This window comes from Clostridium sp. HV4-5-A1G, assembly GCF_900184915.1.
GTDB lineage: Bacteria > Bacillota > Clostridia > Clostridiales > Clostridiaceae > Clostridium_B > Clostridium_B aromativorans.
In genome coordinates this window covers 20,045-40,739 of record NZ_FXYI02000001.1, presented here as the reverse complement: position 1 = coordinate 40,739, position 20,695 = coordinate 20,045, and the positions used below count along the sequence as shown (strand labels likewise).

The window sequence follows — 20,695 nt, the reverse complement described above, 5'->3', positions numbered from 1 at the left end:
TTTGATCTATTATAATTCTGTAGTTTTAACCTTAAAAAAGTCTTAAAAAAGCAACAATAAATGTAAATTAAATTTGAATATCAATAATTGAACAAACTATACATCTTTAAAATTTGAAAGCCATATCGTATAATCATACTATAAAGAGGTGAAATTATGAGATTGCTTTTAATTGAAGACGAGGTCATGCTTTCAGATGCCCTGGTGTATATTCTCAAAAAAAACAACTACAGTGTAGACGCGGCCTATGATGGAATCGAAGGGGAGGAATTGGCTGAAACCCAAATATATGATGTGATAATACTTGACAGAATGCTTCCCGGGAAAAACGGCATAGATGTACTGAAAGACATCAGAAAAAATAAAATTCAAACTCCGGTTATAATACTAACCGCCATGGATTCCATCTCCAACAGAGTGGAAGGCCTTGACAACGGTGCAGATGACTATCTGATAAAGCCTTTTTCTACAGAAGAGCTTTTAGCCAGGATAAGGGCTCTTGGAAGAAGGCACGTGGATTTCATACAGGACGGCAATATAAAATTATCTTCCCTGATTTTCGATCCAATGAAAGGTGAAATTGAATGCAATGGAAATAGAATGAAACTCACTGCAAAGGAATCCCAGCTTCTGGAACTTCTGGCACGAAATAAAAACCAGGTGATTACAAAGGATCAAATACTGGACAGAGTATGGGGCATTGATTCCAATGTGGAGATGAACAACAATATAGAAGTATATTTTTCCTACTTGAGGAAAAAATTGAGGGAAATTAACTGCAGTGTAAAAATTGAGACAATAAGAGGTATGGGGTACTGCCTGAAAGAGGTTTGATCATGTTTAAAAAATTGAAGATAGAACTGGTTTTAATTAATTTAATACTTACAAGTCTGGTACTCATAACTATATTTTCGGGAATATATATACTGATGGACAAGAGCTTCACACATTCATCCTTTACAAAGATGCTTAAAACAGCTGAAATGGATAAAATACCTCCTCTTGAGCCTCACAGCAGAAATATGAACCCCATGGAAAGTTTTTTTGTGAAGACGGACAGCAGTGGAAATATAATTGAAATATCTCAGAACTCAAATCTCAATAAAAATTCCTATGAAGCCATACTGTCGAATATCTTTAAAAGCAGTGATTCAAGTGGCAGCATAAGCTATAAGAACTACAATCTAAGATATCTGAAAGTTCCAAAAGAATATGGCTTCATAATAGTCTTTATGGACAGATCCTCCGACAACGAAATACTACACCGGCTAATAATGATATCAGTCATGATCTGTATAATAAGCCTCATACTGGTATTTATCATAAGCCTGTTTCTTGCCAACATATCCCTAAAGCCAATCATAAGTGCCTGGGAAAAACAGCAGGCCTTTGTAGCAGATGCATCCCATGAACTGCGCACACCACTGGCAGTTATAACTACGAACCTGGATATAGTCCTCGGCAACCGCAGTGACACCGTAGAGAGCCAGGGCAAGTGGCTTGGAAATATCAAACTGGAGGCGGGAAGAATGACTAAACTCATAGAGGATCTGCTGTACCTCGCCAGAGCCGATTCCCACCAGAAGGCATTAACTTTTTCCAATTTTGATCTCAGCGGCGCAGTTACCAAGGCAATTGTTCCCTTCGAGGCTTCTGCGATAAAACATGAAATACTCATGACATCCAACATAGAACCTGGGATAAATTTCTTAGGAAATGAGGGACGCATAAAACAGCTCATGGCGATTTTGATCCACAACGCCATAAAACATACACCTGCTGGAAAATCCATTGAAATAAGTCTGGGCAGAGTTAAAGGCCGAATTCAGATAACAGTTCAGGACAGAGGGGAAGGCATAGCCCCTGAACACATAGATAAAATATTTGACAGATTCTATAAAGTGGATAAAGTCAGATCAGGAAATAACGGAAATTTCGGTCTGGGGCTTTCAATCGCCAAATCCATAGTTGAAGAACACAAGGGTGATATAAGTGTATCAAGTACACTTGGTGAGGGATCCACATTCAAGGTGATTTTAAGGGGTCAGACCCCCTGACAAAAAATGTAAGGGGGTCTGACCCCTTAAAACAACTTCAGCAGTCTATTTAGATCTTCTCCTGTATCCAGTTTCAATATCACCTCTATAATTTTATCGGCTGCACTCTTTGATACGGGGGAATTCCTCAGTTTATTCTTTAATTCATCTAGAGAAAGGCCATTGCCGGGAGCACCTCTGGGACAGTCAACACGGGCTTCGTATATCCTTTTATCTTCAGTTGTCAGCTGGACTATCGTAAACCTTCCATAGGGAACTGAATCCTTTGCAATATCAATGGATGAATCATGATACCTCCGTGTCTTTGCCATTAATTTTCTGATATCTTCAGGTATATTGGAACTTTTAAATTTGTCTCTGCTTAAAGGCTGTCCACTCAAGGCAAGAGCCACAACATACTCAGCACTGAACATCCCTTCCCTGCAATTTTCCGGCTTTGAATAAATCAGCGCAGAATCTCCATCTGGCGGAAAAATTATCTTAACTTCTTCGATATCCTCAGTACTTATTTTGTATTTATTAAACAATTCCAGAGCAGCATCAATAGCATGGTGGGAAGCCGAACAACAGGGGTATTTTTTAAACCACAGTCCAGGTTCAACTATTTCCCATGATCTATTCCAATTCTCTGTCAAAATATTTTTTGCATAATCACACCCCTCGCCATATACAGAAAAAAATCCAATTTTTCCGTCTAAAACCGACGAAGTTCCACTGATACCACATTGTACAAATTTTACTGCCCTTACCGCTGCCTGAGCGGCCAGGCCTGCATGAAGAGGCTTGGTTTCCGTACCAAATTGAATTCTAAGGCCAAAGGACTGTGTAGCAGCAAATCCAATAACTTTTTCCATTTCACCAACACTAAACTTCAGCAAATATCCTCCTGCAGCAGCTGCTGCTATGGTTCCCAAGGTGCTTGTATTGTGCCACCCCTTTAAATAATGAGATTTTCCTACGGCTCTTCCCAATCTACACATAACTTCCAATCCCACAATATATGCAGCTATAAATCTTTTTCCACTGACATCATAATTTGCCGCCAGGGATATAAGAGTTGGAAATATAACCGTACTTGGATGACCGCGCACATCGGAATGTACGTCATCAAAATCAAGTATATGCCCAGAATAGCCATTGACCAGGGCTGACTGCAGCATGGATGCCTCAGTTTTTCGCCCGATTACAGGAACATCTTCACTGCCCCCTTCATCCTCTATAAGGGAAAGCAATTTATCTACACTATCCTCCCCTGCACCCATAAAAGCTGCAGACAGATAGTCAATCAAGGCATATCTGGCATTTATTACAGCTCTGTCACAATTTAAAGGCTCTGCATTGACTATTTTCTCAGAAAATCTGTAAGTTAAAGTTTTTAAATGTTCCTCCGCCATCAACTATCCCCTTCTTTTCTGTCACTTAATATTTGTTTTAGGAACTGCCTGGTACGGTCATTTTTTGGTGAATCAAATATTTCTTTTGATATTCCCCTCTCTACAATATTTCCATTTACCATAAATATGACTTTATCGGCAACTTCACGTGCAAACTTCATTTCATGTGTAACTATGATCATAGTGGTGTCCTTATGGGCAATTGCCCTAATTACTTCAAGTACTTCTGAGACAAGCTCCGGATCAAGCGCCGAAGTTGGTTCATCGAGTAAAATAGCATAGGGATTAACAGCAAGAGCTCTTGCAATAGCCACTCTCTGCTGCTGCCCTCCTGATAATGTAACAGGATACTTATCTGCTTTTTCAGAAATATTAACTTTTTCCAGCAGCTTCAACGCAGCTTCATTAGCTTCTCTGACTTTCATTTTTTTATTCAGTATTAAAGCCTCTGTAACATTCTGCAAAACGGTTTTATTTTTAAAAAGATTGTAATGCTGAAAAACCATAGCTGTCTGCTGTCTCAATAATTTAACATCCCTGCTTTTATAGTTTTTAGCATCAAATTTAACATCTCCTATTTCTATAAATCCATCATCGGGTTTTTCAAGTAAATTGAGACACCTGAGCAATGTAGACTTTCCAGAACCTGAAGGCCCTATAATTGCAACCACTTCACCATTATTGACTTCAAAATCCACATGATCTAAAGCCACAAGATCATCGAATTTTTTATAAAGATTCTTTACCTTAATCACTACGGATACCCTCCTACACTAAATATGGACGACTTAATTTCTTTTCCAACAACCGCAGTAAAGCTGAAGCTACACCAACCAGCAGGCAGTATATGATTGCAACAATAAGATAGGTTTGAAAAAAGTTCATGGAGGCTGCTGCCAGTATTTTACCCTGGGCAAACAGTTCCGTAACACCTAAAGTAAATACCAGAGAGGTTTCCTTTATCAGACTTATAAAAGTATTGCTGGTAGCAGGCAGTGCATTTAATGCCGCCTGGGGTAATATTATCCTTCTGTAGGCATTAAATTTGCTTATTCCCACTCCTAGACATGCTTCCAGCTGTCCCTTATCCACTGAATTCAGCGCTGCTCTGAAAATTTCTCCCAGATAAGCTGCTTCTTTTAAACTCAATCCTATAATCGATGCGGTAAATGCATCCATGCTACTAAAGCTCTTAATTAATTGCGGCAATCCATAATAAATCAAAAACAACTCAACAAGAGTGGGGATGGATCTAAAAAATAATACATACAGTGTGGCTATACTTGACAATACAGGAACTTTATTATTTCTTATCAATGCAATGAGCAACCCCAGCAATACAGCAAAGAACATGGATGCTACAGCTATGGATACATCAAGCGGTGTATATTCTATTATGGATACGAAGGAATCTTTTATATATATTAAATTGCTACTCATATAAATACGCTCCCGTAATAAATTATTTTATCCGACCGCTACCATTGGCTAATACTCCCAGCTTTTCAAAGTGGGAGATAAGCACTGCTACGCGCCTGGATAAGTTCTGCCCCTAAAGGATAACGTATTCTAAGTCCTGAAGACACTAAGAATACTGTTAATAAGGTTCAGATGGAGAAAAGTATTCCTTATAAGCAAACTCCATCTGAACCTAAGAATCACTTGATCTCAACGGAAATATCCTCATTATTAAAATACTTTTGAGAAATTTTTTTCAAGGTTCCATCTTGATGCATTTTCTTTATTTCCGTATTAAATTTCTGGACAAATTCCTTGCCCTTTTGAGTTTTGGCAAATGGATATGCTATGGTCTCATACTTTATTGGATCTCCTACAAATTTTAAAGGCAGATTTTTCTTTTTTATTGCTGCTATCAAGAAAGGCTTTGAATTTATATAGCCCTGTATACGGTTCTGGGATACATCATTTTCTGCTCCCTCTCGAGTCTCATAGGTTTTAACTATAATTCCAGCTTTTTTCTGATTGTTATATTCTTCAAGATCCTTAGTATTATTCGACCCAAGCACCCCTCCTACGGATTTTCCTCTAAGATCTGCCAAACTGTTTATGCTGCTGTTTTTATTTGTGACAATCTGTGCTCCAGCATAAGAATAGGCATCTGTAAAATAATATTTCTGCTTACGTTGATCTGTAACAGCTACTGCATTGGCAACTGAATCTATCTTACCGGATTCAAGCTGTCCCATTATTCCTGTAAAATCAGACAATGACCACTGAACTTTATAACCCAGCCTTTTGGCAACTTCCTCCGTAACTTCCACATCAAAACCCTTCAGTTTGTCCCCTTCCTTATAGGAATTAGGATAGCTCTGACCTGTCGTACCTATTTTGATTACTTTCGACCCGGATTCAGATGAATTACCTGCAGTTTTACTACCGCATCCAACCAATCCAAGCAATAGAATTGCAGTGACGATAAATATTGACAATTTTTTCATGATAATTTCCTCCTAAACTTTAGACTAAATCTATAAAATATTGGATATAAAAATTGACTATTTATTTTTCAACTTCTCAAATAACTCTGGTATCAAAATTTTTCTCAAGTATACAGTAATATGCCCCCTCCCAAGATCCGCAGTTCCAATCTTCCTGTAGCCCCTTCTCTCATACATGTCAACAAGCCATGGATGGTTTTCTGCAGTTCCCAGCGTAACAGCAGGTGACTTCAATGTATCCCTCACTACACTTTCCTCAACCCATTTTAATAAAGATGATCCGACATTTTTCCTGGTTATATCTGGATTTACTGCAAACCATCCTATATGAGGGAAGCCGCAGGGGCCGGGGTTTATTCCCCAGGGCATGCGAAGTGCTATGGTAGCTTTTAATTTACCGTTTTGTTCCATTACATAACACATGTTGTTTATTATGTGTTGCCTAACCAACTCAATATCTGCTGTAGCAGCGGCAAAATTAATTCCAAGTTTCCGTATTGGTTCATATGCCTTTAAAACTAAAGTCAAGAGTTCAGGCGCATCCTCCAGCACTGCTAAACGAATCTTACTTTCCATCATTTTACCTTCCTTCACAATTTATAGGAACATCACAATATTCCGGATTTTTCAATATTGGACAATACCTGGTCCACCTTCTGCGGCGCCAATCCCAAATAGGTTTTTGGGTTGAGCAGTTTGTCAATTTCATGTTCTGAAAGTATGGACATAACTTTTTCATCGCCAATAAGCACATCTCTAAATTGTTTTTTGTTTTCAAATGCATCCATGGCCAATCGGTATACAAGATGATGGGCTGTCTGTTTCCCAAGTTTTTTCCCTAAGGCAAACAATATTCTCTCGGATAATATCAACCCTCCCTGGATGTTTAAATTCTTCAGCATATTTTCGGGCTTTACCACCAGGCCTTTCAGAACTGATTTCATAACAGCCAATTGGGAAGAAATATAAATGCAGATTTCCGGCAGGGCAATCCACTCGGCACGCCAGGATACGGCATCTCTCTCATGTTCCACAATCAAAGATTCATGAATCAGCGAAACGCTGTGAAATATAGGTCTTGTCAAACTAGCAAGGCCTTCAAAGGCAGCTGGATTACGCTTTTGGGGCATTGTCGAAGATCCTATTTTCCCCTTAGAAAAAGGTTCTTCAATTTCATTTATCTCTGTACGCATCAGATTATAAAATTCATTTCCAACTTTGCCAAGGGTCCCGCTTATCAATTCTATAATATCTGCATATTCCGAAATTCTGTCACGGGACGAATGCCAGCAGATTTCCGGTACATTAAGTCCTAATTTTTCAAGTGTCAACTTTTCCACCTCTGTACCTTTATCTCCAAAAGAAGCATAAGTACCTACTGCTCCAGCTATAACCCCGACAAAAACCCTTGGCTCTGCCTGCTTTAATCTCTCAAGATGGCGAACAATTTCACTGAGCACGACAGTCAGCTTAAATCCAAATGTTGTGGGCAGTGCCTGCATTCCATGAGTCCTTCCCACCATGGGTGTGTCCCTGTACTTTTTTGCCAGAGATATCAATTCTCTGCATATATCTTTTAATTCTCTGACAATAATTTTATTTGCCTCCTTTAGTTGCAAAATTGCTCCAGTATCTACGACATCCTGAGTAGTCACACCATAATGGACATACTCACCATTCTTCCCGCACAGCTTCTGAAGGGCTCCAATGGTAGGTGTCAATGAATGCTTGACCCTTTGCATCTCCAGTGCTATCTCTTCAATATCAAACATACCAACATCAGCATGCCCGGCAATTGTATCCGCAGCTTCCCGGGGAATAATTCCAAGCTCACCTTCTGCCTGCGCAAGGGCAGCTTCTACATCTAAATGTTTTTGAAGTCGATTTTCATCAGACCATATCTTCCTCATCTCTGAAGTACCAAAATTATTTTTCAGCATAATCATGTCAATTACATGTGATGCCATTTGTCATTCCTCCTATTTAGTTAGTATTAAAGGCAACAAAAAAACTAGAGTCAAAGTTCCCCTAACGTAAATTTAATATGTAAACACAGAAATTTACGCATAAATAAAACTTAACCTCTAGTTTGTCTAGTCAGTTAATTGCTTTTTTGTTGTTCAATTTTAATTTGGAATATAAAAACAAACAGCCATTTCTCAAATAAAAAAAATAGCTGTTGAATTCATTACCATTTTCTTATCTCCCAAAAATCAACTTGCAGGAATTAACACCATACATAAAATAGTAATGCTGGTTGTTGGGCTTCGCAGGGCCAGTCCCTCCACCTCTCTTGATAAGATATAAATTTATTATACCATTTTAATCTCTGATGTCAAGAACGAAGAACGGGGTCTGACCCCCTGACATTTTTTGTCAGGGGGTCAGACCCTATTCCAGCAATTTCAAAACTGCATTACTTATAACTTCCATACCATAGAGCATGGCATTTTCATCTATATCATACTTGGGATGATGCTGTGGATAGATGATTCCCTTTTCACGGTTGCCCACACCCACAAAGATGAAACAGCCGGGTATTTTCTGCAGATAATATGAAAAATCTTCACTGCTCATAAAGGGATTTATGGGATGAGCTTTGCCATCTATCATTTCTTTTCCCGCTTTCAAAACAATGGCTGTAACTTCGGGATCATTGTCCACTACATAAGTACAGGTATTCTTTTTGATATTGCAGTGAGCTCCTGTCATTTCACTTATATGCTCCACAATTTTTTTAATGTGAATAAATACCTGTCTGCGCACCTCTTCATCCAGAGTCCTGATAGTTCCCTTCAATATAGCCTTTCCTGCTATGGCATTGTATACACTTCCTGAATTGAAGACACCTACAGATACAACCGCCTGCTTCATTGGATCCACATCTCTTCCCACAATCGTGTTCAGGGCGACTACCACTTCAGATGCAGTCAATATGGAATCCACTGTCTGCTGGGGCATGGAAGCATGGCCTGCTTTTCCCTCGATTGTTATTTCAAATTCATCACTGGCTGCCATCATAGGTCCGGCAGAAATTCCCACAATTCCACTTCTGACAGGCTGCCACAGGTGGGCTCCTATAATGGCATCTACGCCTTCCAGACCACCATCTTTTATAATGGCTGCCGCCCCTGAACCATCCGCAACTTCTTCCTCACTGGGCTGAAATATGAATCTTATATTTCCACTGATACTGTCACGGGTATCATATAAAATTTTTATCACTCCCAGCAGCATGGCTATGTGACCATCGTGACCGCAGGCATGACATGCACCTTTATTTTGAGATTGATATGGTCTGCCGCATTCATCATTTATAGCCAGTGCATCCATGTCTGCACGAATTGCTATAGTTCTGCCAGGATTTTTGCCCTTTAAATCTGCAATAACACCGGTTCCCCCTGCTTTTCTGATTTCAAGCTCCTCCAGATTTTCCAGTATCTGAATGATTTTTTTCTGGGTACTAAATTCTTTTTTGCTCAGTTCAGGATGAATGTGAAAATACCTTCTCAACTCCACTACACCGTGATAATTCTGTTTTGCCAGTTCTTTTATATTCTCTATCCTATTTAATTCTACCGACTTCATAATATGACTCCTCCTACTTATTTTAAAATTCAATTGATACCGCAATTACAAAATACCTTGAGTTCATTTTCATTCACTTTTTCCCCTTTTATCTGAACCAAAATTCTAAATGTGTCAATAGATGTTATAACCTCTATATTTCTTTCCACTGCTGCCCTTCTTATATGAAATCCGTCTCTTGTGGAATCATTTCCCTTAGTGGGCGTATTTATTACCATATCAACCTGTTCATTTTTTATGACGTCTATTATATTTGGATGTTCTTCTTTCATCTTCCTGACTTCTTCCACTTCAATGCCATTATCTCTCAACAATCTTGCCGTGTTTTTGGTAGCCATGAATTTTATGCCCATTTTATCAATTTCCCCTGCTATAGGCAGAAATTCATTCTTATCGTGATCACCTATAGTGGCAAGTATGACGCCTTTTTTCATGGACGCAAACATCCCTGCAGCTACAAATCCCTTATAAAGCGCTCCAGACAAAGTGCTGGAAATTCCAAGTACCTCACCGGTGGATCTCATCTCAGGTCCCAGGGAAACTTCTACATTGGGGAGTTTCTGTGTGGAAAATACAGGAACTTTCACAGCTACTATAGGCGGCTCTTTTGAAATCCCCACTCCATATTCCATATCCCGAAGCTTTTCACCAAGCATCACCCTGGTGGCAATATCAACTATGGGAATCCCGCTGACCTTGCTTATATATGGAACTGTTCTTGAAGCCCTCGGATTTACTTCTATCACATAGAGCTCACCATTGTATTCTATAAACTGTATATTTATCATGCCCCTTATGCCTATGCCAAGTGCCAGCTTCACAGTACAGTCCAGTATCTTTTTCTTCATTTCATCACTTATATTCTGGCTCGGATACATGGTTATGCTGTCTCCAGAGTGAACTCCGGCTCTTTCCAGGTGCTCCATGATTCCCGGCAGGAGTACCTCGCTGCCGTCACATATGGCATCTACTTCTATCTCCCTGCCCATGAGATATTTGTCTATCAATATGGGATTCTTCCTGTCCTTTCTAAAAGCCATGGAAAGGTAAAACTCAAGTTCGCTTTCATCATAAGTTATCTCCATTCCCTGTCCTCCAAGTACATAAGAAGGTCTTACCAGAACAGGAAATTCAACTCTCTTCGCCTCCTCAATTCCCTCTTCAACAGACCATACACCTTTTCCACGGGGCCTTTTAATATTTAATTTTTGAAGAAGTGCATCAAATTTCTCCCTGTCTTCCGCCGTGTCTATCTGATCAGCAGTCGTGCCCAAAGTAACTATTTCCTTTTCCTTTAAAAATTCCGCCAGTTTTATGGCAGTTTCCCCGCCAAATTGAAGTATCACTCCGTAGGGTTTCTCTTTGTCCAGTATATTCAATACATCCTCTTCGGTTATAGGTTCGAAATAAAGTTTATCTGAAATGTCAAAATCAGTGCTTACAGTTTCAGGGTTGTTGTTTATTATTATAGTCTCTATGTGAAGTTTCTTGAGTGTCTTTATACAGTGCACGGAGGCATAATCAAATTCTATGCCCTGACCTATTCTTATAGGTCCTGAACCTATTACCACAACTTTCTTATTGGATGAAACCTGAACCTCGTCATATTCCTCGTAAGTGGAATAATAATAGGGTGAAAGAGCTTCAAACTCCCCTGCACAAGTATCCACCATCTTATAGGAAGGTGTTATATTCCATATCCTCCTGAGCCTGTATATTTCATCGGGAGAAATCCCCATCATGTCTGCTATTCCCTTATCTGAAAACCCCTTTCTTTTAAGCATTTTAAGCCAGTCTTTGTTCAGCTCACCTATACTGCTGGATTTTAATTTTTCCTCTTCGTCTATTATCCATTTGAATTTGTATATGAAAAATTTATCCATACCGGTGATCTCCGACAGTTTTTCTATTTTGTATTTTCTCCTCAGGAGCTCCGCCAGTGCAAATATTCTCTCATCATCAGGACGCTTTATTCTATCTTTAAGTTCCTCTATGGTGAAACCCCTAAACTTTTTATAATCCAGTGAATAAGCACCAATTTCAAGGGATCTTATTCCCTTTAAAAAAGCAGCCTCAAAATTGCTTCCTATGGCCATTACCTCGCCTGTAGCCATCATTTTTGTACCGAGCTCTCTCTTAGCATTCTCAAATTTGTCAAAGGGCCATTTGGGGATTTTTATCACCACATAGTCCAGGGAAGGCTCAAAGCAGGCATAGGTCTTTTTAGTAACAGCATTTTCTATCTCATCCAAGTTGTAGCCAAGAGCTATCTTAGCCGCCACCTTTGCAATTGGATAACCTGTTGCTTTGGAGGCAAGAGCCGAGGAACGACTTACCCTTGGGTTTATTTCTATAACTGCATACTGGAGAGAGTCCGGATTCAAGGCCAGCTGCACATTACAGCCGCCCTCTATCTTGACTTCATTTATTATGTCAATGGAGGCAGTTCTCAGCATCTGGTATTCCTTGTCCGATAACGTCTGGCTCGGAGCTACAACTATGCTGTCTCCTGTGTGAATTCCAACAGGGTCCACGTTTTCCATATTGCACACAGTTATACAATTGCCGGCACTGTCCCTCATTACTTCATATTCTATTTCCTTCCATCCCTTTATGCTCTTCTCCAGGAGTACCTGACCTATGGAACTGAGCTCAAGTCCCGACTCGAGTACGGTTTCAAGTTCCTCTTCGGTATAAGCTATTCCGCCGCCGGTTCCGCCAAGGGTATAGGCAGGTCTGACTATTACGGGATATCCTATTTTAGCTGCAAATTCTTTTCCACTTTTCACATCCCTTATGATCTCACTTTCAACTACAGGCTGACCTATCCTGTTCATTGTCTCTTTAAATAATTCCCTGTCCTCACCTTTTTTTATGGATTCTATGGAAGTCCCTATTATATTTACACTGTATTTTTCAAGTATTCCACTCTCATGCAATTTCAATGCAAGGTTCAGAGCTGTCTGGCCTCCCATACTGGCCAAAAGGCTGTCAGGTCTTTCTCTGTACATGATTTTTTCCACAAATTCCACCGTGAGAGGTTCTATATAAACCTTGTCCGCCACTTCCCGATCAGTCATTATAGTGGCAGGATTGCTGTTTACAAGTATCACCTCAACCCCCTCTTCTCTCAGGGATTCGCAGGCCTGGGTTCCTGAATAGTCAAATTCAGCCGCCTGCCCTATGATTATGGGACCGGATCCTATTACAAGTACTTTTTTAATATCTTTATTTAAAGGCATAATGCCGCTCCTTTCTACAATTCACAATGCACAGTTCACAATTATTGATGGATTTTCGGCCGGCGGCGAAAATCTTCATCAACTATTCATCTTTCACTTCTAACTGCCAATTGATTAAAGTGCATATTTCATAAACTCATCAAATATACAGCTGTTGTCTTCCGGCCCGGGACATGCTTCTGGATGGAACTGTATTGAAAATATCGGCAGTGACTTATGTCTCATTCCCTCTATAGTTCCGTCATTTAAACTTATATGGGTTACCTCCATGTTCTCAGGCAGTTCATTTACATAATATCCATGGTTCTGGGAGGTTATTCTGACTCTGCCCTCTGCAAGATCTTTTACAGGGTGATTGCACCCCCTGTGGCCGAATTTAAGTTTTGCCGTAGTTCCTCCAAGAGCCAGTGCCAAAAGCTGATGTCCAAGGCATATGCCTACAATTGGCTTCTTACCTATGAGCTTTTTTATATTCTCTATTTCAAAATTCAAATCTGCAGGATCTCCAGGTCCATTCGATAGAAATATCAAATCCGGATCAATTTCAAGAACATCTTCCGCCCTGGCAGCTGCCGGAAATACCGTAACAGTACACTTCCGATCCAAAAATGCCTTTATCATGCTTTTTTTGATGCCAAAATCCAAAACCGCTATATTCTTTGCACCATTTCCCACCGTGTATTCATTTTCTGCAGTCACTTGAGATACCGCATTTTTATTGGAAAAGGATTCAATCGTACTTTTTACAGTGGAAAAATCCAGGTTCTCCACGGTTATGATTCCCTTCATAGTGCCCTTTGTCCTAAGTGATTTTGTAAGTGCCCTGGTGTCAATTCCTGAAAGACCTGTCACTTTATTTATCTTAAGATAGTCGTCAAGTTCCATTTCCGATTTAAAATTACTGGAGTAATGACATATCTCCCTTACAATAAGTCCCTTTACTTTTGGCGAAGTTGATTCCAGATCACTCAAATCAACTCCATAATTTCCTATAAGAGGGTAGGTCATCGTCACTATCTGTCCATAATAAGAAGGATCCGTCAATATCTCTCCATATCCTGTCATTCCAGTATTAAATACCACCTCGCCTATGCTGTCCTTGAGATATCCAAAGGCTTCACCCTGAAAGACACTTCCATTTTCCAGTATAAGTTTTGCTTTCATAAATTACCTCCTGTATTTTTACAAGCAAAAATACACTCAACCAACTTTAAAAAATAAAAAGGCAATGAAAAAATTATCTATAAAATAATTTTTCTATTGCCAGAATTTCTAAAAATGTTCACTTTTTTAAACACATAAAAAAAGCTATCCAAAATAATACATTCCTTTCTGGCCTCACAGGACCAATTTAAAGTGCATTTTTTACTTAAAATTCTATTTTAATTAATTTTAATTAAAATATCAGCTTATGTCAAGTATCAAAAAATGTATTTTGCATACAACTTTGGAAAGTTGACAAAAAATTTATTTGCCGGTATAATTTAAAATAATATAACTACAATTAAATACTTGCTTTATCAAGAGAGGTGGAGGGACTGGCCCTTTGAAGCCCGGCAACCAGTATTTGTGAATAATACATTGGTGCTAAATCCTGCAGTATAGAACTGAAAGATGAGGATATTTTGTTTGATTAGCTCAAGATTTCCTTGAGTTTTTGTTTTATCTGAAGATTATCAAATTTAAGGTGCAAATATTAATATTAAATAATAAAATTTTAGGAGGACAGATATGGGAACATTGAATAAAAAAATCGGTTTTATCGGAGCTGGACAGATGGGAGAAGCCATAATTAGAGGACTGCTTAAATCCAAACTTTTTTCTCCTGAGGATATCTATGCTATGGACATTTTGGACAGCAGACTGGAATATCTCAAAGAAAATTTTGGCGTGACCAATTCCAGCAGTGACAAAAGTACCGGTTATGATTACCTGGTTGACAATTGTGACATTGTAATATTGAGTATAAAACCCCAGGTACTAAAAGAAGTTTTAGGATATATTCAAAAATCCAGGTGGAATGGAGAAAAACAATTGGTTATATCAATTGTGGGGGGTATGAATACCTCCGTTATTGAAAAATATCTAACTGAGGTTCCCCTGGTTAGGATAATACCAAATACTCCAATGTTAGTCAATGCCGGAGCAGCAGGAATTGCACCGGGGAAAAATGCTGAACAAAGGCATACCGAACTGGTAATTAAAATTTTTAAGGAACTGGGTATAACTTTCCTGGTACAGGAAAATCTAATAGATTCCGTAATGGCTATAAGCGGGTGCGGCCCTGCATATATTTACATGCTGATTGAAGCCATGGCCGACGGAGGAGTTGAGCTGGGACTTCCAAGAGATATAGCCCAGACACTTGCGGCACAGACAGCTTTAGGAGCAGCTAAAATGGTCCTTGAAACCCACGAACATCCTGGTGCACTGAAAGACAGAGTCTGTTCTCCGGGCGGATCCACTATAGCAGGTGTCAGAACTCTAGAACAGGGAGGTTTCAGGGGAACTGTGATCAATGCTGTAGAAATCGGCAAAACCAGTATGGAAAAGGTAGCTAAGAAATCTGAATAAAGCGGTTCTCGGATTCAGATTCGGATAAATTTTACTTTATCAATATAACTGGAGAGAGGAAGGTAAAAACATGGGTAAAATAAAAAGTACTGATGAACCAGTTGGTAGAATGGCAAAACTTATGGCTGAGCTCCATTATTTCATGGCTAAGGAAATGATAGACAGATTAGGCGAGGAGAAGGGAAAAGAAGCTGTCAGATCCGCCATAAGAAAATTTGGTGAAGCAAGAATAGAGAGCATGCTGGAAGAAGTCCATGAAAAGGGTCTTGAAATAAGTCCGGAAACTTATGCCAGGGTAAAGGATATGCCTTCTATTTCCTGGGAAAGTGATCCTGACAATCCCTGTGATATAACCTACTGCCCCATGTATGACATGTGGCATCAGCTGGGCGCAGAAGACATAGGAGCACTGTATTGTGAAATAGACAGTATAATGTACGATAAATTCGGAATAGGCTTTGAAAGACCCCTGTGCAAAACCAAAGGAGATAATTGCTGTAGATTTTTAGTCAGGGACAAAAAACATTAAAATTTTTGAACATTTGAAAACACTTTATCATAAGATCTCATAAAGGCAGCAACATTATAGTTTGGAAACCTGGCCCATATTTTGACAGCCGAGTTTTCAAACCATATTTTACATCTTTAACCTGAATTCACAATATACTGTGTATTGACAAAATTGAATTAAGACAATATAATAAATTTCAATAACCAAAATCAAAACAGTCTTATCATATACTGATACCCTCTACTAATGCTGAAACCTCAACTGCTCTTCAAAATATCTTCTTAAAATTTCGGATATATTTTTCTGAGTATTACTTAAAATTTAGTACATATTAATTTATCCCTCTAAGTCGCAGCATTTTCAACTATTATACATAATAATAATTCATCCTGCGTAAGTATTTAAATATAAGTTAAAGGAGAGATAACTATGAATTTTAAGGAAATAATTGAAAGAGATAGAGAAGTTCGACAAAAGCATGAGTTTGAAGGTACTTTTCTCGAATATCTGCAAATCGTAAAAGACAATCCCCATATAGTAAAATTGGCACACAGGAGAATGTACGACATAATAATAAGCAAAGGCTATGAGGTATTGAAACCTGAGAAAAATCCAAGAATCAAAAAACTATATGGCAATGAACCAATCAGAAAATACAATTTTTTCAAAGATGATTTTTTTGGAATTGACAAGGTAATAATGAAACTTGTAAATTACTTCCACTCTGCAGCAATGAAAGGTGAAGAATCAAGACAGGTGCTTTATCTGGTAGGTCCCGTGGGAGCAGGCAAATCCTCTCTGGTGGAATCAATTAAAAAGGCACTGGAAACTTCAGAACCTATTTATTCTCTAAAGGGCTGCCCTATGAGGGAGGAACCGCTTCACCTGATACCAAACCATCTAAAACCTGATTTTGAAAAAATGCTGGGTGTGGAAATTGAGGGGGACCTGTGCCCCGTATGCAAATACAGGCTAAAACACGAATACAAGGGAGAATATGAGAGATTTCCCGTGGTAACCAGTGATTTTTCCATTCGGTCGAGAAAGGGCATTGGAGTAGTACCTCCAGTTGATCCAAATAACCAGGATACGTCAGTCCTCACGGGTTCTATCGATATATCAAAGATGGATATGTACCCTGAAGATGATCCAAGAATATTTTCATTAAACGGTGCATTTAATGTGGGAAACAGGGGGCTTGTAGAATTTATAGAAGTTTTTAAAAATGATGTGGAATACCTCCACACAATTATTACGGCCACTCAGGAAAAATCTGTTCCATCTCCGGGAAAAGGATCAATGATTTATTTCGATGGAATTATTCTAGCTCATTCAAATGAATCGGAGTGGAACAAGTTTAAGTCCGACCATACCAACGAAGCAATACTCGATAGAATAGTAAAAATTGAAGTACCCTATTGTATGGAATTAAATGAAGAAGTCAAGATATATAAGAAAATACTCGGCAAGAGCCAGTTCAACGCCCATATAGCTCCCCATACTATTGAAACTGCAGCTATGTTCGCAATTCTCTCAAGGCTTTCTCCTTCCAACAAGGTGGATCCTGTGACAAAATTAAAGATCTACAATGGGGAGGATATAGTTGAAAAGGGAAGCACTAAAAAAATCGACTTTGCGGAATTAAAGGAAGAAGCAGGCATGAGAGAGGGCATGACTGGAATTTCCACAAGATTTATCATCAAGGCTCTGGATGATGCACTTTCCAATTCCGAATACAACTGCATAAACCCGCTGAGCGTAATGGAGAGCCTGATAAAATCGGTAAAGGAGCTGGATATAGCCGAGGACGATAAAAAAAGATATTTGACATTTTTAAAGGATTCTATCAGAAAAGAATACAACAAGATACTTGAAAAGGAAGTGACCAAGGCATTTATACACAGCTTCAAAGAACAGGCAGAAAGTCTTTTCGACAATTACCTGGATCATGCTGAAGCCTATGTAAACAGGAACAAAATCAAGGATCGCTCTACAGGTGAAGAGCTTGAACCAGACGAGGTGTTTATGAGATCCATAGAGGAACACATAGGCATTCCTGAAAGTTCTGCAAAGGGGTTTAGAACAGATGTTACCTCATATATGTTCTACGTTATAAGAAACGGCGGCAAAATCGACTACACCTCCTATGAGCCCCTTAAAGAAGCTATTGAGAAAAAGCTCACTGTATCTGTAAAAGAACTGTCAAGAATTATAACCAAATCCAAAGTAAGGGACAAGGATCAGGATGAAAAATACAACTCAATGGTGGAGGAAATGAAAGCAAACGGATACTGCGATCACTGCTGCGACGTAATTTTGAAATATGCTGCAAACAATTTGTGGAAGGATTGATATTATGGCTATTTTCAGAGAATTCGATACCGGCGGACATCATGATAGATCCTTAGAAGATAGAAGACGTCACAGACAGCTTGTAGAGAAATCAATTAAAGACAACCTGGCGGATATAATATCGGAAGAAAGTATTATAGGTCAGAGCGGAAACAAAAAAGTGAAAATCCCCATAAAGGGCATTAAAGAATACCAATTTATATATGGAGACAACAGCCAGCAGGGTGTTGGAAGCGGCAACGGCTCCCAGAAAAGAGGAGACAAAGTTGGAAAAGCTTCCGGTAAAAAAGGCTCCGGTGCCGGAAACACAGGAGCCGGAAATGAAGAAGGGGAAGATATCTACGAGACAGAAATAACCATAGAGGATCTCATAAATTACCTTCTGGAAGATCTGGAGCTTCCTTTAATGGACAAGAAAAAATACTCGGATCTGCTGTCAAAACATTCGCTTAAAAAGACTGGCTACCAGAAAAATGGTATAAATCCAAGGCTTGCTAAGAAAAGAACCGTCATCGAAAAGCTTAAAAGACAGCAGAATATAAAAAGGGACCTCAAAGAAGCGGAGGAACAACTTCCGGATACCAAAATACAGGAATATAAAGAGAGGAAGTCAAAATTTCACTTCAGACAGGACGATCTAAGATATTTCAGGGTGAAGGAAAAACCAAAACGCGAATTAAACGCCGCCGTCATCTGTGTGATGGATACCTCGGGTTCCATGGACAGTACGAGAAAATTTCTGGCAAGATCTTTTTTCTTCATTTTATATCAGTTCATAAAGATGAAATACAACAACGTGGAAGTAAAGTTCATTGCTCATTCCACTACAGCTAAAGTAGTTACGGAAAGTGAATTTTTCCACAAGGTGGAATCTGGAGGGACTTATATATCGAGCGGACTGCAGAAAGCCCTGGAGACAATCGAGGAAAACTACAATCCTGCCTACTGGAATGTCTATACATTCTATGTAAGTGACGGTGACAATTGGAGTGAGGACAATGCGAGAGCATTAAAATGCGGTGAGGAGCTGTGTAAAATATGTAATCTTTTCAGCTATGCTGAAATCATGCCCAGTTCTTACGGCGGCAATATAAAAGAAATTTTTAAAAATGGAATCAACAACAGTAATTTTACTGTTGTCACCATCAACAAAAAACAGGATTTATGGAAATCCCTAAAAGAAATTCTACAAAAAGATCTGGAAAGAAGGTGATTTCCCTGGAATATACAAATATGGATTTAAAAAATTGGTGCGATATTATAGAAAATGCTGCCAAAAAGCTAGGGCTTGATTTTTATCCCCAGGAATTTGAAATTGTGGATTACAAGGATATGATAGGGTATGAGGCATATTCAGGTATGCCTTCCCGATATCCTCACTGGAGTTTTGGAAAATCCTATGACAAGGCGGATTCACTTTACAAGTACAACATCTCGGGTCTTCCCTATGAAATGGTGATAAATTCAGATCCCTGCCTCGCCTACTTGATGAAGGACAACACCCTGCTGCTGCAGATTCTGACCATGGCCCACGTATACGGGCACAATGATTTTTTTAAGAATAACAGATTGTTTAAAGAAGGAACCAGGGCATCTTACACTATTGAATTTTTTAAAAACAATGCAGATATAATAAGGGAGTATGTAAATGATCCAAGTATAGGGTATGAAGAAGTGGAAAAAGTTTTAAATGCAGCTCATTCCATAAGATTCCAGATAAACAGAACCATCGGCATGGGAAAATCAGATGAAGAATCCAAAGAGGATCTCATAGCTTTTATCATAGAGAAGGGCAAGCTGGAAGAATGGCAAAAAAATATTCTAAATATAGTTAGAAGAGAGACTGCCTATTTCATACCACAGATTGAAACGAAAATCATGAACGAGGGGTGGGCAAGTTACTGGCACTATAAAATTTTAAATTATCTTAAACTTCCGCCTTCCCTTCATCTTGAATTCATTAAAAGACACAATGACGTGATTTCGCCCCTTATGGGAACAATAAACCCATATTACCTTGGTTTCAAGATGTTTGAGGATCTGGAAAAAAGGTACGGAAAGGATAAAATATTTGAAGTAAGAGCTCTTGAACGAGATGAATCCTTTATCAGGAGATATTTAACGGAGGAATTATGCAGTGAGATGAATTTATTTGAATATATAAAGAAAGGTGACGACTATGTTGTAAAGGAAATTTCTGATGAAAGCGGTTGGACTCAGATCAGAAGCACCCTGTGCAGCAACTGCGGTGTCAACATGATTCCCAGCATTGTGGTAGATGATATATCAAAAAAAGACGGTGCTCTTGTATTAAAGCATATTTATGAAGGAAGAGAATTAAATTCAACTTACATGGAGGCAACTTTGAAACACATCTATGATCTTTGGAAACATCCTGTAGAATTAAATACTGTCATATATGAAAATAAAACAAAGGTCTGCTGTGAAGAGGATAAAAAAATTTCCTACACCAATGTAAAGTGATCCAAAATGTAAGCTTAAAAGTGATAGATTGTGC

16 protein-coding genes and 2 riboswitches are annotated in these 20,695 nt (G+C 38.9%); of the genes, 7 read left to right on the top strand and 9 right to left on the bottom strand.

The features are described 5' to 3' along the window. Nucleotides 1-156 precede the first annotated feature (156 nt). Both J5G60_RS00170 and J5G60_RS00165 read left to right on the top strand, forming a co-directional pair. Nucleotides 157-834, top strand: a complete 678-nt coding sequence (locus J5G60_RS00170) for a response regulator transcription factor (protein ID WP_150355544.1) — start codon at nucleotides 157-159, stop codon at nucleotides 832-834. 2 nt (nucleotides 835-836) lie between these two features. Further along, nucleotides 837-2,057 (top strand): sensor histidine kinase, encoded by a 1,221-nt coding sequence (locus J5G60_RS00165; RefSeq protein WP_150355545.1) that lies wholly within the window; start codon nucleotides 837-839, stop codon nucleotides 2,055-2,057. Between the two features lie 26 nt (nucleotides 2,058-2,083). Here the strand turns inward: J5G60_RS00165 and J5G60_RS00160 are convergent, their stop codons facing one another. The 9 genes from J5G60_RS00160 to J5G60_RS00120 form a co-directional block, all read right to left on the bottom strand. After that, nucleotides 2,084-3,451 carry an MmgE/PrpD family protein gene (locus J5G60_RS00160; protein WP_150355546.1) on the bottom strand — a complete coding sequence of 456 codons (1,368 nt, stop codon included), beginning with the start codon at nucleotides 3,449-3,451 and terminating at the stop codon, nucleotides 2,084-2,086. Then, a complete protein-coding gene (locus J5G60_RS00155; RefSeq protein ID WP_150355547.1) occupies nucleotides 3,451-4,206 on the bottom strand; it encodes an amino acid ABC transporter ATP-binding protein in 756 nt (251 codons plus the stop codon). The genes J5G60_RS00160 and J5G60_RS00155 overlap by 1 nt, the downstream gene beginning before the upstream one ends. Nucleotides 4,207-4,219: 13 nt before the next feature. After that, a complete protein-coding gene (locus J5G60_RS00150; protein ID WP_150355548.1) occupies nucleotides 4,220-4,891 on the bottom strand; it encodes an amino acid ABC transporter permease in 672 nt (223 codons plus the stop codon). Between the two features lie 218 nt (nucleotides 4,892-5,109). After that, nucleotides 5,110-5,910 (bottom strand): transporter substrate-binding domain-containing protein, encoded by an 801-nt coding sequence (locus J5G60_RS00145; RefSeq protein ID WP_150355549.1) that lies wholly within the window; start codon nucleotides 5,908-5,910, stop codon nucleotides 5,110-5,112. A gap of 57 nt (nucleotides 5,911-5,967) precedes the next feature. Beyond that, nucleotides 5,968-6,486: a GNAT family N-acetyltransferase gene (locus J5G60_RS00140; RefSeq protein ID WP_150355550.1), complete on the bottom strand. Its 519-nt coding sequence runs from the start codon at nucleotides 6,484-6,486 to the stop codon at nucleotides 5,968-5,970. 32 nt (nucleotides 6,487-6,518) lie between these two features. Beyond that, complete coding sequence (purB, locus tag J5G60_RS00135; protein WP_150355551.1) at nucleotides 6,519-7,877, bottom strand: adenylosuccinate lyase; 1,359 nt, start codon at nucleotides 7,875-7,877, stop codon at nucleotides 6,519-6,521. Between the two features lie 229 nt (nucleotides 7,878-8,106). Continuing rightward, a riboswitch (SAM riboswitch) is annotated at nucleotides 8,107-8,213 on the bottom strand. Between the two features lie 88 nt (nucleotides 8,214-8,301). Then, nucleotides 8,302-9,498 carry a M20 metallopeptidase family protein gene (locus J5G60_RS00130; RefSeq protein WP_150355552.1) on the bottom strand — a complete coding sequence of 399 codons (1,197 nt, stop codon included), beginning with the start codon at nucleotides 9,496-9,498 and terminating at the stop codon, nucleotides 8,302-8,304. A 29-nt stretch (nucleotides 9,499-9,527) separates the two neighbouring features. Beyond that, nucleotides 9,528-12,740: a carbamoyl-phosphate synthase large subunit gene (gene carB / locus J5G60_RS00125; RefSeq protein ID WP_150355553.1), complete on the bottom strand. Its 3,213-nt coding sequence runs from the start codon at nucleotides 12,738-12,740 to the stop codon at nucleotides 9,528-9,530. Nucleotides 12,741-12,854: 114 nt separating this feature from the next. Continuing rightward, complete coding sequence (locus tag J5G60_RS00120; protein WP_150355554.1) at nucleotides 12,855-13,904, bottom strand: carbamoyl phosphate synthase small subunit; 1,050 nt, start codon at nucleotides 13,902-13,904, stop codon at nucleotides 12,855-12,857. Between the two features lie 350 nt (nucleotides 13,905-14,254). Further along, nucleotides 14,255-14,361: riboswitch (SAM riboswitch) on the top strand. A 110-nt stretch (nucleotides 14,362-14,471) separates the two neighbouring features. Here J5G60_RS00120 and proC point away from each other — a divergent pair. The 5 genes from proC to J5G60_RS00095 all read left to right on the top strand — a co-directional run bounded on the left by proC (nucleotide 14,472) and on the right by J5G60_RS00095 (nucleotide 20,661). Further along, nucleotides 14,472-15,314 (top strand): pyrroline-5-carboxylate reductase, encoded by an 843-nt coding sequence (proC, locus tag J5G60_RS00115; RefSeq protein ID WP_150355555.1) that lies wholly within the window; start codon nucleotides 14,472-14,474, stop codon nucleotides 15,312-15,314. Between the two features lie 70 nt (nucleotides 15,315-15,384). Further along, nucleotides 15,385-15,843 (top strand): L-2-amino-thiazoline-4-carboxylic acid hydrolase, encoded by a 459-nt coding sequence (locus J5G60_RS00110; protein ID WP_150355556.1) that lies wholly within the window; start codon nucleotides 15,385-15,387, stop codon nucleotides 15,841-15,843. 411 nt (nucleotides 15,844-16,254) lie between these two features. Next, entirely contained in the window at nucleotides 16,255-18,177 is a 1,923-nt protein-coding gene (locus tag J5G60_RS00105; RefSeq protein ID WP_150355557.1) for a PrkA family serine protein kinase, read from the top strand. Nucleotides 18,178-18,181: 4 nt separating this feature from the next. Next, a complete protein-coding gene (gene yhbH, locus J5G60_RS00100) occupies nucleotides 18,182-19,390 on the top strand; it encodes a sporulation protein YhbH (RefSeq protein WP_150355558.1) in 1,209 nt (402 codons plus the stop codon). Further along, on the top strand, nucleotides 19,342-20,661 hold the full coding sequence (locus tag J5G60_RS00095; RefSeq protein ID WP_150355559.1) for a SpoVR family protein: 1,320 nt from the start codon (nucleotides 19,342-19,344) through the stop codon (nucleotides 20,659-20,661). The genes yhbH and J5G60_RS00095 overlap by 49 nt, the downstream gene beginning before the upstream one ends. The last annotated feature ends 34 nt before the right edge of the window (nucleotides 20,662-20,695 follow it).

Bases quoted from the DNA above. Each gene is read 5' to 3' on its own strand.
- J5G60_RS00170 (WP_150355544.1), top strand. From the start codon at position 157: ATGAGATTGCTTTTAATTGAAGACGAGGTCATGCTTTCAGATGCCCTG.
- J5G60_RS00165 (WP_150355545.1), top strand. From the start codon at position 837: ATGTTTAAAAAATTGAAGATAGAACTGGTTTTAATTAATTTAATACTT.
- J5G60_RS00160 (WP_150355546.1), bottom strand. From the start codon at position 3,451: ATGGCGGAGGAACATTTAAAAACTTTAACTTACAGATTTTCTGAGAAA.
- J5G60_RS00150 (WP_150355548.1), bottom strand. From the start codon at position 4,891: ATGAGTAGCAATTTAATATATATAAAAGATTCCTTCGTATCCATAATA.
- J5G60_RS00145 (WP_150355549.1), bottom strand. From the start codon at position 5,910: ATGAAAAAATTGTCAATATTTATCGTCACTGCAATTCTATTGCTTGGA.
- J5G60_RS00140 (WP_150355550.1), bottom strand. From the start codon at position 6,486: ATGGAAAGTAAGATTCGTTTAGCAGTGCTGGAGGATGCGCCTGAACTC.
- purB (WP_150355551.1), bottom strand. From the start codon at position 7,877: ATGGCATCACATGTAATTGACATGATTATGCTGAAAAATAATTTTGGT.
- J5G60_RS00130 (WP_150355552.1), bottom strand. From the start codon at position 9,498: ATGAAGTCGGTAGAATTAAATAGGATAGAGAATATAAAAGAACTGGCA.
- carB (WP_150355553.1), bottom strand. From the start codon at position 12,740: ATGCCTTTAAATAAAGATATTAAAAAAGTACTTGTAATAGGATCCGGT.
- J5G60_RS00120 (WP_150355554.1), bottom strand. From the start codon at position 13,904: ATGAAAGCAAAACTTATACTGGAAAATGGAAGTGTCTTTCAGGGTGAA.
- proC (WP_150355555.1), top strand. From the start codon at position 14,472: ATGGGAACATTGAATAAAAAAATCGGTTTTATCGGAGCTGGACAGATG.
- J5G60_RS00110 (WP_150355556.1), top strand. From the start codon at position 15,385: ATGGGTAAAATAAAAAGTACTGATGAACCAGTTGGTAGAATGGCAAAA.
- J5G60_RS00105 (WP_150355557.1), top strand. From the start codon at position 16,255: ATGAATTTTAAGGAAATAATTGAAAGAGATAGAGAAGTTCGACAAAAG.
- yhbH (WP_150355558.1), top strand. From the start codon at position 18,182: ATGGCTATTTTCAGAGAATTCGATACCGGCGGACATCATGATAGATCC.
- J5G60_RS00095 (WP_150355559.1), top strand. From the start codon at position 19,342: ATGGAAATCCCTAAAAGAAATTCTACAAAAAGATCTGGAAAGAAGGTG.